The following is a 14,669-nucleotide window of genomic DNA, read 5'->3' as shown; positions in this document are numbered from 1 at the left end:
CCGAGGCCTCGGTAAAGCCAGGGCTCGTCACCACTCGGTGTTCCGGCTGCTCGTCATCGGCCGGGGGTGCGTGCTTGCCGCGCGTGTATTTGGACGGTAGGGAGTTAGGGCTGAGGTTTTCGGCGTGCCACGTGATTCCAGGACATGGTAAGTGCGGTCGCTTGCACGGTCACACGTACCATGTGTCGGTTGAGCTACTCGGAGAGCGCACGGAACCACACGGCTTCGTGTACGACTTCGACGAGCTCAAAAGCACGGTGCGAGAGCTGATAAAGCCCTTGGATCATCGGGTGTTGTTACCGACCGAGTCCGAACTTTTCGAGATCGAGGAATCTGGGAACGAGATCACGGTTCGGCTGTCGGACGGCAAGCGCTACGTGTTTCCCAGGGAGGATGTTGTATTGATCCCTACCCGTTCACTATCGGCCGAAGACTTGGCGGAGTACCTAGCGGACGAGTTGGAACGCAGGCTGGCGGGTGACAATCTGAAGGAACTACGCGTCCGGGTGGACGAAGGATGGGGACAGGGGGCAGAGGTCGTCCGACGCCTGGATTGAACGTGTACGAGGTGTTCCTCTCACTGCAGGGAGAGGGCAAGTTCGTGGGGGAGCCGCAGGCGTTCGTCCGATTCTCAGGGTGTAACCTGAGATGTGCATACTGTGACGAGCCAGCCTCCCGAAGCAGCCGCCGGAGGGCCCTGATTCGACGTGTGAGCGGAGAGGTGGAGCTCGAGCTCCCGGTCCCATGCGGACCGGAGGACGTCGTCGAAGTGCTGGTGGAATTAGAGGACCTGGAGGACACGTTCGGAACCGTCTCGTTGACCGGGGGAGAACCTCTCGTCCAGCCGTGGGGCGCACTGAAGGAGTTGATCGAGAGGCTCCGTGAACGCGGGTTCCGGGTACTGCTCGAGACCAATGCCTCACTACCTGACCGAGCTCCGTTGATCGACGAATTGGCGGATGTAGTTTCCGCGGACGTGAAACTGCCGTCACACGGACCCAACATGGACGATTTTCCCGACCGTTGTCTGAGGTTCCTCGAGAGGATCAGCGCGGAGGTTTACGCTAAGGTAGTACTGGTGGACGAGGAATGTTACCAGCACGCTGAGAGCGCACTGAAGGGGCTTCATCGGCTGGGTGTAGAACCGATATACCTACAACCGGCGACGGGCTCTGAGCACGACCTCGAGGATCTTTGGGAGTTAGCCGGGCTGGTGAACGCCGACGTGCGGGTGTTGCCGCAAGTGCACAAGCTCGTGGACTTCATCCCGAGGTGATTATCCTCGGAGCCACTATTCGGAGCGTCCTTCCGTGGGAGGGCGGCACCCCTCGATTCTCAGACACTCGGCGGCTACCGCGTGACCGCGCTCGCAGCACCGGTCGGCCGGTTCACCCCGTAGAATACCTTCGATGAATCCGGCCGCGAAGGCATCCCCCGCCCCCGTAGGATCTACGATGTCCTCCTCCGGAACGGGCTCCGGGGCCACTTCCGAGATCTCGGTCCCTTCTTGGACGATCGCGGGGTCGGACCCGCGGGTGACGATCGTTACTTCCACGAGTTCGGCCAGCCTATTGAGGGTCTCCTCGATATCGCCCGTCAAGTGAACCGCCTCCGTCTCGTTGAGGAACACGACGTCGGCGGCTTCGAAGTACGGTTCCAAGTAGGACCAGCCACGCAAGACCATCGTGGCGGGAGAGAAAGTCACCATCAGCTCGTCCGCTACCGCCTTCATGGTCCGCTTCAGGGTCTCTAGGGACGTCTCCGATCGTAATCCGATGAACGAGCTGGTGTGGAGTACGCGGGCCTTACGGATGTAATCGAGATCGACCTCATCCGGTCGAAGCTCGTCGTTGACCCCGGGATCGACGAGGATTCTCCTATCGTCTCCGGAGACCAGACAGAACGCCGTACCGCTGTGTCCGTCACCCCTGACGACTCTGGAGGTATCGACGCCGTACTCTTCGAACTCCCGGAGTAGGAGATCCCCAGCATCATCGCTGCCGACTTTCCCGACGAACCCCACTTCTCTCCCGAGGTGGGCGAGCCAACAGATAGTGTTCGCCGCGGATCCCCCTCCCCGCCGTACTCTCCGTTCGACAGGTACCGAATCGTCGCGTTCGGGCATTCGAGGGATGTACAGAAGCTCGTCCACGTTGAGGGCGCCGAGACCCACTACGTCCAACACTCCTCACTCCCGAATGCACTCCCGCAGCGGAATCCTGTAGTCGCCGAGTTTACCTCCGAAGTTCCCGGCGGACACCTTGACGACGCCGTCAACCTCCGTGGCGGCCTCGATAGCGATTCCGATCGCTCGCTTCACCACGTCGAGCGAGACCCCGTTGATCACGATCTCGGGGATCGCCTCGACACCTTCCGGGACCTTCGAGTCGAGGATCCTATCGCGGAGGGTCGGACAGTATGGGTGGTTGGTCGTCGGACCGATGTCCGGGTAGATAGTTTCGGGCTTCGAACCGGCGGCACAGACGTTGAAGGGAGTGATGACGCCTTCTACGTCTCGCAGGGCCTCAACGGCCCGGTAACCGGCTTCGAGCGCGGCATCGACGTCTTCGCAGAACAGCCATACTAAGCCCCCTGCGACACCTTCCGCGTACCCCAGCCGACGCTCGATCAGGAACTCGCCCATCATGATCGGAACGTGGACCATCTCCCGGTCGAAACGTACGTCGGTGTATTCGTACCCGTCGGCGCAACGGCCGATGGGGCGTTCCGTGTCGATGTAGCCGTCCGGATCCTCGCAAGCGTCGAATACCCTGGTGGTCGGTCGTACCAGCACACCCTGACGTATGCGCTTCCCGAGCTCGTGCTCCAGTTTCTTCACGGCGTCATCACCGTACTCCACCCACATCTGAGCGACGAACCCCGGGCGACCGTCCGGGGTCTCCTCCGGGTCCAACCAGCGTTCCACGCCTGCCTCAGATTCGCCGAAGACGGTAGCCGGCAGAGCGGCGACGTTCTCAGCAGCCTCACGCAAGGGACGCTCGTCGGCAGCCGTCACGATGAACCGTGCGTACAAGCCTTTGAAAGCCTCACAGAACGTGTCCTCTACAGGTACTCCGTTGATCTCCACCAAACTCCCCCCGAGGAGTAGAGTGAAAGTAACTATAAACCGGATCCCCGGTTCGTTGCGGACTGTGTAACAATAAGGGATCGGGGCGGAATCCGCTCCCGGCTCCCGGTTAATCGTCATCCCTCAGCGGTCTGTCCCGCCAGGCCTCTTCACGAGCGCGCGTCGAACCGCCCCATGCACACTATCCACTTCCTTCCCAGCCGTCCGCACCCGGACCAGCGTCCTGCCCGACTCCACACGTTCCACCGAGATCTCGTAATACTTCAGCTTTAGGGAGTCCAACTCTTTTTCGAGCGCGGCCAACCGGCGCCCGATTTCACCCGGGGATCCCTCTACTACGACCTCGAACTCGCATTCGTCGGAGTCGTCCAGCTTCTCCACGGTCTCGTTGACTAGAACGGAGTTGGGAATGACTATCCTCCGACCTCTGGACTTCAACACCGTGCACCGGATTCGGAGGTCAACCACCTCCCCTGAGTACTCACCGACTCGGATTCTGTCACCCACTTCGAAGGGGCGCTCCAGTGCCAGGTACAACCCCGCTAGTAGGTTCGCAATAAGATCACGGGCGGCTACCGCGATACCGGCTCCGGCCAGCCCTAATCCAGTGACGAGAGCCCAGAGGCTCACCCCTAGGGACTCGAGGACTATCGAGAACGCCAGGAGGTAAGAACCATACAGGAGCGTCTTCTCCACCCACCACCCCAAATCCTGTAAGTCCTCCTCTTCGAGCTTACCCCGAACGGCCCGAGCCGCTCGACCCATGATCTTCACGAGGAGCAAGGCTATTACGATCGCCGTGGCCAGCTTCAGCGGCTCCACGTGTGCCGACGGGAGCTTCATCGACGGCAGTTCCACAGGATGTCCCCCGGGGTGCGGGCGTTGTCAGTGTACCAGGCCGAGCTGAGGATCAAGTCGGAACGCAGGGTTCAGGTGATCGACGTCACCGACCAGGTCAGAGAGAAAGTTAGGGAGAGCGGAGTGGAGAAAGGGATCGCTCACGTGTACTCACGGCACACCACCGCGGCCGTGGTCGTGAACGAGCCCGAGTCGGGTCTCCTCCGTGATATCGTTAATAAGCTTGAAGAGCTAGTGCCCCAAGGTGCGGGGTACGAACACGATAGAATCGACAACAACGCCGATGCACACCTGCGCGCTCTACTCCTAGGGAGTTCCGTCACCATCCCCGTATCCGACGGTGATCTCGTACTGGGAACCTGGCAATCCGTGCTGTTCGTGGAGTTAGACGGCCCACGATCTCGTCGTCTGCTCGTGACCGTGGTGGGGGAGTGAAATGAGACGACAGTTACCCCTGGAACCCGTGGCAGCCGAGAAGGTAGAGGAGGAGTATGAGCTGGTAACCTTGCTCGTGTGTGACAATTGCGATTACTTCGAATTCAAACCCCACGACCGTGAGGTAGTATACGAGCGGAAGGGTAAGTGCCCTAAATGTGGTGGGACGTTACTAGTCGAGGGCGTGTTCCGTACGGATGCCGACCCGTCGATGTTTCCATCGTATAAAGACGTTAAGAGTGTTGAAAGGGCCCTCGAAAGTGCGGGATACGAGGTGAAGGAGTTCCGTGTCCGGGAGGACGGTTCGGTCGTTTTCCACTACGAGCGGAAGGGAGACGCGCATCGCCTGGCTAGGAAGCTTGCTGAGATGAAATTCACAGCGGAACCGGAGGGGAAGGCCGGTAGGCTGGTCGTACAGCGTTTCGAAGTTCCCGAACAGGAGCCGGGCTGGTTGGCTCTGCTGGGGCTTTCGGTTCCGGTATTCGCGTACTTGGGCGGATGGTTGGCGTTCGGCTCGACCTGGGCCGCGGTGGAGTTCGCACTCGCGTTCTCGGCGATTTACTTCGGCAAGGAGATCGCGAAGCTCTGGGTAGCGAAGGTGGAAGGCCTCAGACCGCGCCTGCCGTTTTTCCTCGCGGTCCCTCCCTTCCCAGGGGCATTCTCCTCGGTGATTCGCTCGGAAGTTCGACCTATGCTGGTTGAATCGTTGTGCCGGGTGGGCGTAGCCGGTCTGGTGGCCGGGTTTCTACTATCCACCGCGATGTTCCTCCTAGGTTCCGCGTTCGACCATACGCCCGTCCGAATGCTCGTGTGGCACAACCCGTGGACGTTGCTCCTATCGCGCGAACTCGGAATCGTCGCGAACCCGATCACGTTGGCTGGATGGGCGGGACTCGTCATCACCTGGCTCTCGGCCCTGCCGGTGTACCCGCTCGAAGGAGGATACATCCTGCGATATTACTACGATACCCGCACCGTCAAGTGGTTCTCTGTGGCGTCGGCGTTCATCCAAGGCTGGCTGCACTGGTACCACATAGCGGTGGCGACCGTGATCGTGCTGGTTAAGATAACGGCGAAACTACCGTCCGACCGCTCGTTCTTGGACGATGACGAGAGCAAGAGCTGGCTACCCGCCTTGCTGCTGGTGGCCCTGTTCGTCCTGCTGATATCACCGGCACCGTTCGGGCTGTGGCCCTTAGAACACTCGAAGGTACCACACAACCTGCAGTGGCTGTTCCTGAGGTGACGGGGGCGTCGGTAATGAGGGCAGTACCACGGTGCGTACCGTGCGTGCTTGAAATCGCGGTAAACACCGTCGAACGAGCTGTTCCGGAGGATCGTCAGAAGGAGGCCATCCTAGCCGCAACCGAGCGTGTGAGCGAGTTGTACCGGATGGAACCCACACCCCAACCTCCGAGACTGGGTACCGAAGCACAACGGACCGTCATGAAGTACTCGGAGGATCCGGACCCCTACCGAGAGGAGAAGCGGCGGGCCAACGAGCGCGCGGCGGCGGTCGCACGGGAGCTCGAGAGCGATCTCGAGAATATCGAGGACCCTGAGGAACTCCTGAAGCGGGCCGCGGCCGCGGCGATCGTCGGTAACACTATCGACTTCGCGGTAGCAGGCCATGAGTTCGACCTCGACGAACTCCGTGAGGAGATCAGCAGCGCGGAGTTCGCAGTCTTCGACCTGAAACCTGAGGATCTCAGAGGCGCACGCGTGCTCTACCTGTGCGATAACGCGGGAGAGATCGCCCTGGATAAGCTGCTGATCGAGGTGTTGGTGGAAGAGTTGGAGTGCGACGTGGTAGTGGCCGTCCGCGGTGGTCCGATAGTGAACGACGCCACGCGGGAGGACGCCGAGCAAGTCGGTATTACCGAGATCTGCGACGTGATCGACACGGGGGCCGAGATGCTCGGACTGCTCGCGACCGAAGTCAGCGAGGAGTTCGCCGAGGAGTTATCCTCCGCCGACGTGGTGATATCCAAAGGGCAAGGTAACTTCGAGTCCATCCCGGAGGAGCCGTTCCCCGACGTGCCCGTGTACTTCCTGCTGAGGGCTAAGTGCGAGCCCGTCGCCGAGGAGCTAGGGGTCGAAGTAGGGAGCAACGTGGCACTGCGCTGGGAACCCGAGGACGAGAACGTCCGACGATGGAGGGAAATCGTGAGGTGAGAGGGTCGGTAAGTCGACCCCTCTTCACTCCACCACTCCGCAGGGTTCCTCGCTCCTCATCCCCAGGGCTCCGACATAGCGGAAACCGCCGCGTTTCCTCTTAAGCGAGGGATACCGGAACGAACTCCATGGTACGTCGTTGAGCCGAGGATTACTTCGGCGGAGCCCAAACCTTCAGGTCGATACACTCTATGCGCAACCGGTCACCGACTGCCTCGATAACCACCCCAGAGTGAACTTTCTGCATCATGCAGTGCTCCGGGACGAACCGGACCGTCTCCCCGACATTGGGCACTCTACCTTCCGATACGATCCCCTCGAACCCGACTACGAGGCACAGGCCAACGTCCTTATACTCGAAGTCAGTTTCGCCGAGTCGGTGCCTAGGTCCTACGATATGGACTGTCAGGAGACCCTTCTCCGCATCGAGAACGCGCGCGAAATGCGTGGTAGGACAACCCCACGGCCTGTAGCGGATGACGTCACCCTCCTCGATATCGGCCTCGGACCAGAAAGGATGGAGGATCTCACGGCAGGCGGGCTCGTCCGGGAGGGGTGAAAGCACTAAGTCGGCCTCGTAGCCGTCCAGGACTCCAGTGATGCTGGGGCGCGCTCCTTCGGCTTCTCCGATCTCCTCCAGGAGTTTCTCGAGCCGTCGGCGCTCCTCGGCGAACCGCTCGGTTTGAAGGTAAGGGCAGTCGTCAAGCTTGGCCTCCCCGCGGACCAGTGCCTCGGCGAAGTCATCGCATCGGTCGTACCCGCAGGCTCCACAGTGGAACCCAGGAAGCAGTTCGACGAGCTTACTCACCTCGGTACTCCGTGAATCCGTCAATGCGCCTGAGCACCCCACGGTGGTAACGCTCGGCAACCCGTGTCTCGCCCACGCAGAGCGTGCAGACGGCGAGCGGAGCCTTCTCACGGAGTCTGACTTCGTCGAGGGTATCGGGCAGCTCGGGGGCTTCCTCTTCGATCAGTCGAGCTAGTAGTTCACAGCCGGCTCCGGTGAGTCCGTTGGTTTCGATGACCCGACAGTCTGGATTCACCTCGGCCACCTTCCGAACGTAGACCTCACGTTCGGCCTGGGAGACCAGGTCGCCCTTGTTGACGCAGACAACGTCGGCTGTCTGCAGGAAGGGACCGACCTTGGCTGGGGAGTTCGGACCTAAGGTGACGTCGGCGACGCAGACTCCAAGACAGGCATCGACGTAGGGTGCGCAGCGGAGGCAGAGACCCGCGGTTTCCACGACGAGCAGGTCCGCACCGTGTTCTTCGGCCCAGCGAACCATGTGTTCGAGGTTATAAGCTGCGAAGTGGTCGGGACACATGTCCTTAGCTAGGGCGTCGGTGGCGGGAATCCCTAAGCGCTCACGGTACACCTCATGGTCGTCGGTGCGGAGACAGTCGACTTTGACGACAGCGGGGTTGTACTGGTCGAGTAGTCGTTCCAGTGCGTGGAGGATGACGGCGGTCTTACCGGATCCGGGCGTGCCCGAGACTATTACCAGCTTCACGTCTCGATCCCCGCAGGTGGTTCGACATCGTCCAGGCGCTCACCACAGCGGACGCGGTTTCGGAGGTCGAGGAGCCACGTGTCCACGCGCTCGAGGAGCTCGGCGACTTCCCGTTCTCGCTGCGTCGTCTCCACTATCTCGGTCATCGCTCCGTTCCGCATGACGATCCGGAAATCGGATCGTAAGGCCACGACGGGGTCGTGAGTGACCAAGAGGACGATCTTATCTCGCGCCGTGAGCTCGTCGAGAGCTTCGTGTTTGCAGATTCCTGCGTTCTCGATTTCGTCGATGAGGACGACGGGTGAGTCGCTGATCAAAGCCACGTCGGCTATCATGAGTGACCGTGACTGACCACCGCTGAGTTCGGTCATCTTCATGTCCGGATCTATCGGTTCACCCGTGAAACGATTGGCGACATCGACGACCTCCTCTGGATCGACGTCGACGCCACGGCTCTCGGCGTGTATCTCGACGAACTCGCGGACGGTACAGTCGGCGAGGAATCCCATGGTTTGGGTCACGTGGGCAACAAGACGGTGCTCCGGATCGAACCGGAGATCATCGGATGGTTCCTCACCGTCGAGCAGGATTCTGCGGCCTGTCTCGGTGTCACCCTGCGCTAGGATTTCGACGTCACGCAGTAGCGCGGATTTACCTGAGCCGGTGAGACCTACGACCGCGGCTATCGTTCCACGTTCCAGAGTAAGTTCTCAGACGGGTTCGGGCCGACCATCTTTATCGGTACCGCCTAGAATCGTAAGCTCGTGGACCTCCACGGCCGACTTCCCCTGCCACGAAATCCCACGGTCCTTAATCCGTGTTTCCCCCCGGTTGACGCTTCCGGTGGAACGAGTACGCTCCCGTTCCCGTTCTCCGCACACTTGGGGGTGGATCCGTGTTCATCACCTCGAAGGAAATGAGGAGGATCGAGCTCAACTCGCGGTGGCTGGGCTTTGAAGAGGACTTCATGATGGAGAACGCCGGAGCCGGCGTGGCTAGGGTAGTGATCGGGGAATACTCCCCAAACGACGTCTTGGTCGTCTGTGGTACAGGTGGAAACGGTGGGGACGGGTTCGTCACCGCCCGCCACCTGGACTCCGAGGGAGTGGACGTCGATGTGCTCCTCGTGGGACGGCGTGAGGCCATCAAGAACGAGGCGGCCGAGTTGAACCTCAGGAGGCTGGACCGCGCGGGGATCCCCGTCCAGGAGGTCCGAGATTCGGAAGATCTCGAGAGCGTCGATTTCGAGCGGGACGTAGTCGTCGACGCGCTCCTCGGGTTCGGGATCCGAGGACGGCTGCGCGAACCCGTGAGATCGGCGGTCCTTCGGATCAACGAGGCCTCACGTGCGGGGACGCGAGTGGTCTCCATCGACATTCCTACAGGGCTCGATCCCGACAGCGGAGAGACACCGGACGTCGCCGTCGAAGCGGACCTGGTAGTGTCGATACATCGACATAAACGTGGCGTTCGGAAGCTACGAGACGTGTTCCTCCGGAGGGTGAACGCGGGGATCCCCGAGATAGCCGAGCGGATCTGCGGTCCGGGCGACCTCATCACCTCGGATATCTGGCGGCGCGATCCCTGGTCGCATAAGGGCCAGCACGGCCGCGTACTGATCATAGGCGGCTCGCGGAAGTACGTTGGAGCGCCACAGCTGGCCGCACGAGGCGCGCTCAGGGCCGGTGTGGACCTCGTCTTCCTGCTAACCGTCGACGCGGTGCCCAAGAACGACCCGAACGTTATCTACAGAGCGGTCCCCGCGGAGCGGCTCGAGCCAGAGCACCTGGATGAAGTTGACCTCGAGGGCGTGGACACTGTAGTAGTCGGGCCCGGACTCGGCGCAGACGCGGACTCCGTCGGAATCCTGAGAGAGCTGGCGGAGTCCTTCGACGGGATGATTATCGTCGACGCCGACGGACTGCGAGGAATCTCGGGGGTAAACGTGGACGATAGGTTCGTTCTAACGCCACATGCGGGGGAGTTCAGGAGGGAGTTCGGGGAGGAGCTGGGGAGATCTCTCGAGGATCGTTCGGAAGCCGTCCGGCGGGTTTCGGAGGAACTCGGATGCACCATCCTACTGAAAGGTAGAGTTGACGTCATCGGGTCCCCCGACGGCGAGATCAGATGGAACGTCACGGGAACCCCGGCGATGACCGTAGGAGGCACGGGTGACGTACTCGCCGGGGTCGTCGCCGGAGTCGCAGCCCGGTGTAGGGAAGGGTTCGAAGCCGCGTGTATCGGGGCGTTCGTAGTGGGTAGCGCCGGATGCTTGGCGGAGCGGAGGTTATCCCAGGGACTCACGGCGGAAGACGTCGCTGAGTATGTTCCGAAGGTCCTCAGAAACCCGTGGGCGGCTGAGCCCGAGGCCGTAACAGAGGTGCGACGGGATTAATCCGCACCGGGGAACCCCGCGCGGTCCGCTTCCGCACGGTCAGTAGAGAATCTCGAGCCGGTCGGCCGTCGAGACGCCGAGCAGTTCGGCAGCGCTCCCCTCTACGACCGCGATTTCCAGGTGGTCGGAGGAAGACCGTAGGACAACCAGATCACCGGAGTCCGCCTCCCCATACGTGTGGACGTGCCTAGCCTCGAAGGATTCCCCGGAGACGCGGATCGTCACGGTCTCGGGCAGGTCCACCTCGTCGTACAGGACGTTCGTGATGATGTTCCCGAAGTCATCCACGAACCACACCTGGGCACGCACGTGGCCGTCGTCCACTTCAGGTTCGGCGATCGGTGGCTCGACTAGTTCCTCTGGGTCTAGGGGTTCACAGAACCTCTCCGGACTCTCACCTGACGCCACTCGCGCGGCGGCTGGGGCGAATACGTCGCGTCCGTGGAAGGTAGCGGAGACTTCCCAGTCCGAGACTTCGTCCTCGAGGATACGAAAGGCCCGGACGATTCCACCGAGCTCTTCGGCGAGAGGTATCAGGAGGCCGTTGTCCGGTCCCACCAAGAAGTCCCCGCGCTCCGCCTCCAGTAGGACGGCCCTACGCTCGGTCCCCACTCCGGGATCCACCACACCCACGTGGACGGACCCCGGTGGAAACCACGGACACGCGACTGACATCACGTAGGAACCAGCCACCACGTCCTGTGCCGGGACTTCGTGGGTTACGTCGACGATATCGACGCCTGGGGCCGCGATTCTGAGAATCACAGCTTTAACCTGGGCCGGATACGGAGAACCGAGCCCGAAGTCCGTGGTCAACGTGATCAGACGCAAGGGGAGCTCCCCTTGCAACGGATCACAATCGTCGCACTTATTCTATCGATCGCAGCGGTTCCAGGGTCCGCGGACCTCATGAACCCAGTATACTTGACGGGAACGCTGGCACACGAGCTAGGTCACGCCTTAGTGGAGGCGGAGTACTACGGGGGCATTGACGAGGTTCAGCTCGACGTGTTTCCACCGAAGATACTCTTCCACTGTAGGGACGGGAAGTGCATCGACATCCACGCGGAACCTCCGATAGGATTCGTCACCAGGGGGCCTTACGACCCGGGTACTCCGGAGGAGGAGCTCAGGAAGCGGCATAAGGAGGCTATGCTGCTCTACATCGAGGATCCCGCGAGGTTCTTCGATAACGTCTCGCGAGAAGACGCGGAGGTCACTATGGCGGGACCGGTGGTCGGAGCTCTGATATCGGCCGCGCTGAGTCCGCTGGATCCCCAAGGGGCGTTCGACTCCGCCTGGGATAACCTCCTCAACCTGATGCCGGTCGAGATCCACGGTGCGCTGACGGATGGTAAGATCGCGTGGGAGGCTTTGATACGGGGCCGGTACCCGGTAGAGCGGTATCTCATCGAGCTCGGGCTCGTAACGCTGTCGGTGTTGGTCACGGCCGCCCAATGTCCGCGCTACGCGCTAGAAACCATCGAGTCCGATTTCGTACTCACGCTCGAGCTGGCGCCGATCGCTCTGTTAGACGATTTGAGCAAAGCCGTACTCGGCAACCTGCTAGGCTTGGCCGTTAAGTTGCGAGAGCCGTTCTTCGTCCCGGGCATCTGGGTCGGATGGAACCTTTCATTGCTAGGTCCGGACCATCGGAAGTGGTTATTCGCGTTACTCGACGCGCTCGGGTGGACGCTGGTAATCCCGTGGCTCGACATGCCTTGGAAACTTTACGCCATCATCTTGAAGCTGATCGATGCGACCGCGGACTTGGATCCGGGGTACCCGTCTCTGGGCAGCTACCTCGGTCGTCTGAAGGTGCCGTTCATAGTGTTCCTATTAGTGTCGCTTCTCCAGTGTCATCCGTTTTTAGAGGACTCTAAAGGGATAATTATTATGGAAGGGAGTCGCCTCCGAAGGAACGGGCCCGCCTGAAACAGATGAGGGCGGGCGTGCTGCGGTCCGGCACAATCACGCCCGGCGGCCGCGACCGGCCGTCTCGCAGCGGATGAACGGCCGTCCGACGGGCCGGACACACTCCCCCTGGAACACGGGTCCGTGTCGGGATGACGAGCCTACCACCCCGGCTCCGAGCTCGTGAGGAGGGGGCCACGGTCCGACCGAACGGGGTCGGCATTTTGGATCCGCACGAGACGATGCGACGGGCGCTTCGGGAAGGGGGCGTCCATCGCGTTCGGATGTCGGAACCCGGTCGCCGGCTCGTTGTCGACTCTGTCGGACCATACTTACGCTACCCTATCGTGACGGCTTTCGTAGCACGTCGAGACGATGGGGCGATAGTCGAACTGGTAGCTTTTCGTGATGAGAGCGTCGACGTTATCGAAACGGCTCTAGCGGTGGAACACCGGGAAAAGGGCCGCGACATCCTTGTGGACGCGAACCTGAAACCACTGGAAGACATGTACGGAGTAGAAGCGGACAAGGAGGAGGTAGACCGGGTAGTGTACGCCAAAGTCCACCCGGAACTGCACAGACTGTTGGGATCCGAGTGGCTCAGCGTACGCTTCTTCGGTCCGACCGTGGGGCTGGGATCCGGCGACGTACCTACGCTGGTAACCCGAGGGTTAGGGGCGCACATAGTTTCGGAACTACTCGGCGAGGAACCCGCGTTCATAGACGACGGCGAGAAGACCCACCGGCCTTACCAGGAGGTGCCACCGGAGCGCGTAGAATGGGTCCTCGCGGAGCTGACCGCACGAGGGTATGGGGTCGTGTTCACTAAGCCCGCCGTCGAGGTCCTCTACACGCTATGTCGTGAGGGATACGCGTCCCCGGATCGTGTGGAGTGGGTGTACCGGACGCAGCGATCTTGGTGTGAGCGCCCGGAGAGCTGGCCCAGGCGATCCATCGCGGAACGAAACCTAGAAGCGCTCGAGTACGGGTTAGAGCTACTCCGAGATGTCTAAACTCCACGGTACAGCCGCGCTCCCAGCTCCTCCGGCAGACCGCGCTCTTCGATCTCGCGGGCGGTCCGATCGACGTTGTAGGCTACCCTGTGTACGTCCCATGAGACTATCCTGCCGTTAGAGACTTCGAGGATACCGAATGCCGCCCTCGGGTCACCGTCCCTGGGCTGACCTACGCTACCGGGGTTGAGGACGTAAGAACCGTTAACCTCGTCGTACATGGGCACGTGTGTGTGACCCATGATGAGAACGTCCGTACCCGCCTTATCGACCAGTTTCTCCAGCAGCTGCCTGGGAGTGTGTGGAAACACGTACTCCCATATCGGATCCCTGGGACTCCCGTGTACCAGGAAGATCGAAACCCCTTCCACCTCGAACCGCTCGGTCTTCGGCAACTTCGCCAGAAACTCCCGCCTGTCCTCGTCTAGCTGGCGCCGAGTCCACTCTACGGCTATCCGCGCGGCGATGTTGAAGTAAGCGACATCTCCGGTGACGACGCCGTAGTCGTGGTTACCCATCACGCACCGGTCACACCACTCGCGGACGATGTCCACGCACTCGACGGGTCGGGGACCGTAGCCCACGATATCGCCGCAGCACACCAACATGTCGGCCGATCGTACTTCCCGCAGCACCCGCTTCAGCGCCTCGAGGTTCGAATGAACGTCCGATATCACGGCGATCTCCACCGTCATAGTCGCTCCACCTTCTTCCCTTTCTCCGAGGGTACGACCCTCAACCTAGCCCGCTCGAACTCCCGATGAAGTTCCTTGCCCTCGTAGAGTCGGTCGAGAAAGACGGCGAGCGCGGCCACCTCGGAGTGGGGTTGATGGCCTATGGCGACGTTGTAGTCCGAAAGCTCGAAGACCTCGGCAGGGACCTTGCCGGCGCCTACGATCACGAGCAGTTCATTCTCCCCTCGCAACTCTCCGATCACGTCGTCTATATGCAAACCGTACATCGTGAGGTGAACTACGGATCCACCCGAACGTTTCCAATCTTTGATCACACGTCTCCAATTCCCCACCCACTGCACGGTGAAGGGGCCGCCCCATCGCTCGACGACGTCCTCGACGGACTCGATCACCGATTCATCATGGTCACCCGAGATCAGCACACCGGCGGCTCCGAACGCTCGAGCCGTCAGACATACGTGCGTCGTGATCCGCTTGTCCCGCTCGCGCCGATGTCCCAGCCTGAGAACTACCGTCCTCGGCTCAAGTTCCAACCTCTCAGCCCCTTGCGAAATTTATTCACCGCCATCACCACTCGCTTCCGGG

The 14,669-nt window shown here is 61.2% G+C and carries 16 protein-coding genes and 1 pseudogene; 8 read left to right on the top strand and 9 right to left on the bottom strand.

Translation table 11 applies throughout. The features are described from left to right. Positions 1-83: 83 nt before the first annotated feature. Positions 84-557: a 6-pyruvoyl trahydropterin synthase family protein gene (locus MK_RS04350; RefSeq protein WP_226988726.1), complete on the top strand. Its 474-nt coding sequence runs from the start codon at positions 84-86 to the stop codon at positions 555-557. Between the two features lie 2 nt (positions 558-559). After that, positions 560-1,276 (top strand): 7-carboxy-7-deazaguanine synthase QueE, encoded by a 717-nt coding sequence (locus MK_RS04345; protein ID WP_226988725.1) that lies wholly within the window; start codon positions 560-562, stop codon positions 1,274-1,276. A 15-nt stretch (positions 1,277-1,291) separates the two neighbouring features. Here MK_RS04345 and MK_RS04340 read toward each other — a convergent pair whose 3' ends face one another. From MK_RS04340 to MK_RS04330, 3 genes are all read right to left on the bottom strand, one after another. Next, on the bottom strand, positions 1,292-2,173 hold the full coding sequence (locus MK_RS04340; RefSeq protein WP_226988724.1) for a carbohydrate kinase family protein: 882 nt from the start codon (positions 2,171-2,173) through the stop codon (positions 1,292-1,294). A gap of 15 nt (positions 2,174-2,188) precedes the next feature. Continuing rightward, complete coding sequence (locus tag MK_RS04335) at positions 2,189-3,091, bottom strand: formylmethanofuran--tetrahydromethanopterin N-formyltransferase (protein ID WP_011019184.1); 903 nt, start codon at positions 3,089-3,091, stop codon at positions 2,189-2,191. A gap of 120 nt (positions 3,092-3,211) precedes the next feature. Next, positions 3,212-3,946 carry a mechanosensitive ion channel family protein gene (locus MK_RS04330; protein WP_011019183.1) on the bottom strand — a complete coding sequence of 245 codons (735 nt, stop codon included), beginning with the start codon at positions 3,944-3,946 and terminating at the stop codon, positions 3,212-3,214. Positions 3,947-3,949: 3 nt separating this feature from the next. Here MK_RS04330 and MK_RS04325 point away from each other — a divergent pair, with 3 nt between their 5' ends. Genes MK_RS04325 through MK_RS04315 form a run of 3 tightly spaced genes read left to right on the top strand, consistent with a single transcriptional unit; the run spans position 3,950 to position 6,556 of the window. Then, positions 3,950-4,381 carry a secondary thiamine-phosphate synthase enzyme YjbQ gene (locus MK_RS04325; protein WP_011019182.1) on the top strand — a complete coding sequence of 144 codons (432 nt, stop codon included), beginning with the start codon at positions 3,950-3,952 and terminating at the stop codon, positions 4,379-4,381. A gap of 1 nt (position 4,382) precedes the next feature. Beyond that, positions 4,383-5,627: a Zn-dependent protease gene (locus MK_RS04320; protein ID WP_011019181.1), complete on the top strand. Its 1,245-nt coding sequence runs from the start codon at positions 4,383-4,385 to the stop codon at positions 5,625-5,627. A gap of 14 nt (positions 5,628-5,641) precedes the next feature. After that, a complete protein-coding gene (locus tag MK_RS04315; RefSeq protein ID WP_011019180.1) occupies positions 5,642-6,556 on the top strand; it encodes a damage-control phosphatase ARMT1 family protein in 915 nt (304 codons plus the stop codon). A 151-nt stretch (positions 6,557-6,707) separates the two neighbouring features. On the opposite strand, the gene MK_RS04310 is transcribed toward MK_RS04315, so the two are convergent. The 3 genes and pseudogenes from MK_RS04310 to MK_RS04300 all read right to left on the bottom strand — a co-directional run bounded on the left by MK_RS04310 (position 6,708) and on the right by MK_RS04300 (position 8,843). Then, the gene (locus tag MK_RS04310; protein ID WP_226988678.1) at positions 6,708-7,364 is read right to left on the bottom strand and encodes a (Fe-S)-binding protein; all 657 of its coding nucleotides are present in this window, start codon (positions 7,362-7,364) and stop codon (positions 6,708-6,710) included. Further along, complete coding sequence (locus tag MK_RS04305; RefSeq protein ID WP_011019178.1) at positions 7,357-8,067, bottom strand: GTP-binding protein; 711 nt, start codon at positions 8,065-8,067, stop codon at positions 7,357-7,359. Before MK_RS04305 ends, MK_RS04310 begins: the two co-directional genes overlap by 8 nt. Beyond that, positions 8,064-8,843 (bottom strand): annotated as a pseudogene (locus MK_RS04300) (ATP-binding cassette domain-containing protein). The gene MK_RS04305 and the pseudogene MK_RS04300 overlap by 4 nt, the downstream one beginning before the upstream one ends. Positions 8,844-8,962: 119 nt before the next feature. On the opposite strand from MK_RS04300, the gene MK_RS04295 reads away from it, so the two are divergent. Next, on the top strand, positions 8,963-10,462 hold the full coding sequence (locus MK_RS04295) for an NAD(P)H-hydrate dehydratase (RefSeq protein ID WP_011019177.1): 1,500 nt from the start codon (positions 8,963-8,965) through the stop codon (positions 10,460-10,462). A 39-nt stretch (positions 10,463-10,501) separates the two neighbouring features. Here MK_RS04295 and MK_RS04290 read toward each other — a convergent pair whose 3' ends face one another. Then, entirely contained in the window at positions 10,502-11,293 is a 792-nt protein-coding gene (locus MK_RS04290; protein WP_158295927.1) for an SAM hydrolase/SAM-dependent halogenase family protein, read from the bottom strand. Positions 11,294-11,305: 12 nt separating this feature from the next. Here MK_RS04290 and MK_RS04285 point away from each other — a divergent pair, with 12 nt between their 5' ends. Further along, entirely contained in the window at positions 11,306-12,397 is a 1,092-nt protein-coding gene (locus MK_RS04285) for a hypothetical protein (protein ID WP_011019175.1), read from the top strand. A gap of 203 nt (positions 12,398-12,600) precedes the next feature. Further along, positions 12,601-13,389 (top strand): hypothetical protein, encoded by a 789-nt coding sequence (locus MK_RS04280; protein WP_011019174.1) that lies wholly within the window; start codon positions 12,601-12,603, stop codon positions 13,387-13,389. On the opposite strand, the gene MK_RS04275 is transcribed toward MK_RS04280, so the two are convergent. After that, positions 13,386-14,084 carry a metallophosphoesterase family protein gene (locus MK_RS04275; RefSeq protein ID WP_011019173.1) on the bottom strand — a complete coding sequence of 233 codons (699 nt, stop codon included), beginning with the start codon at positions 14,082-14,084 and terminating at the stop codon, positions 13,386-13,388. The genes MK_RS04280 and MK_RS04275 overlap by 4 nt on opposite strands. Continuing rightward, entirely contained in the window at positions 14,081-14,617 is a 537-nt protein-coding gene (locus MK_RS04270; protein ID WP_011019172.1) for a tRNA (cytidine(56)-2'-O)-methyltransferase, read from the bottom strand. Before MK_RS04270 ends, MK_RS04275 begins: the two co-directional genes overlap by 4 nt. Positions 14,618-14,669: the final 52 nt, after the last annotated feature.

Source organism: Methanopyrus kandleri AV19, assembly GCF_000007185.1.
Lineage (GTDB): Archaea > JAADCQ01 > Methanopyri > Methanopyrales > Methanopyraceae > Methanopyrus > Methanopyrus kandleri.
The sequence above is the reverse complement of the archived record's forward strand: the minus strand, read 5'-3'. Positions and strand labels throughout refer to the sequence as shown.

Excerpts from the sequence above, each read along its gene's own strand:
- MK_RS04325 (WP_011019182.1), top strand. The coding sequence starts at position 3,950 with ATGTCCCCCGGGGTGCGGGCGTTGTCAGTGTACCAGGCCGAGCTGAGG.
- MK_RS04320 (WP_011019181.1), top strand. The coding sequence starts at position 4,383 with ATGAGACGACAGTTACCCCTGGAACCCGTGGCAGCCGAGAAGGTAGAG.
- MK_RS04315 (WP_011019180.1), top strand. The coding sequence starts at position 5,642 with ATGAGGGCAGTACCACGGTGCGTACCGTGCGTGCTTGAAATCGCGGTA.
- MK_RS04275 (WP_011019173.1), bottom strand. The coding sequence starts at position 14,084 with ATGACGGTGGAGATCGCCGTGATATCGGACGTTCATTCGAACCTCGAG.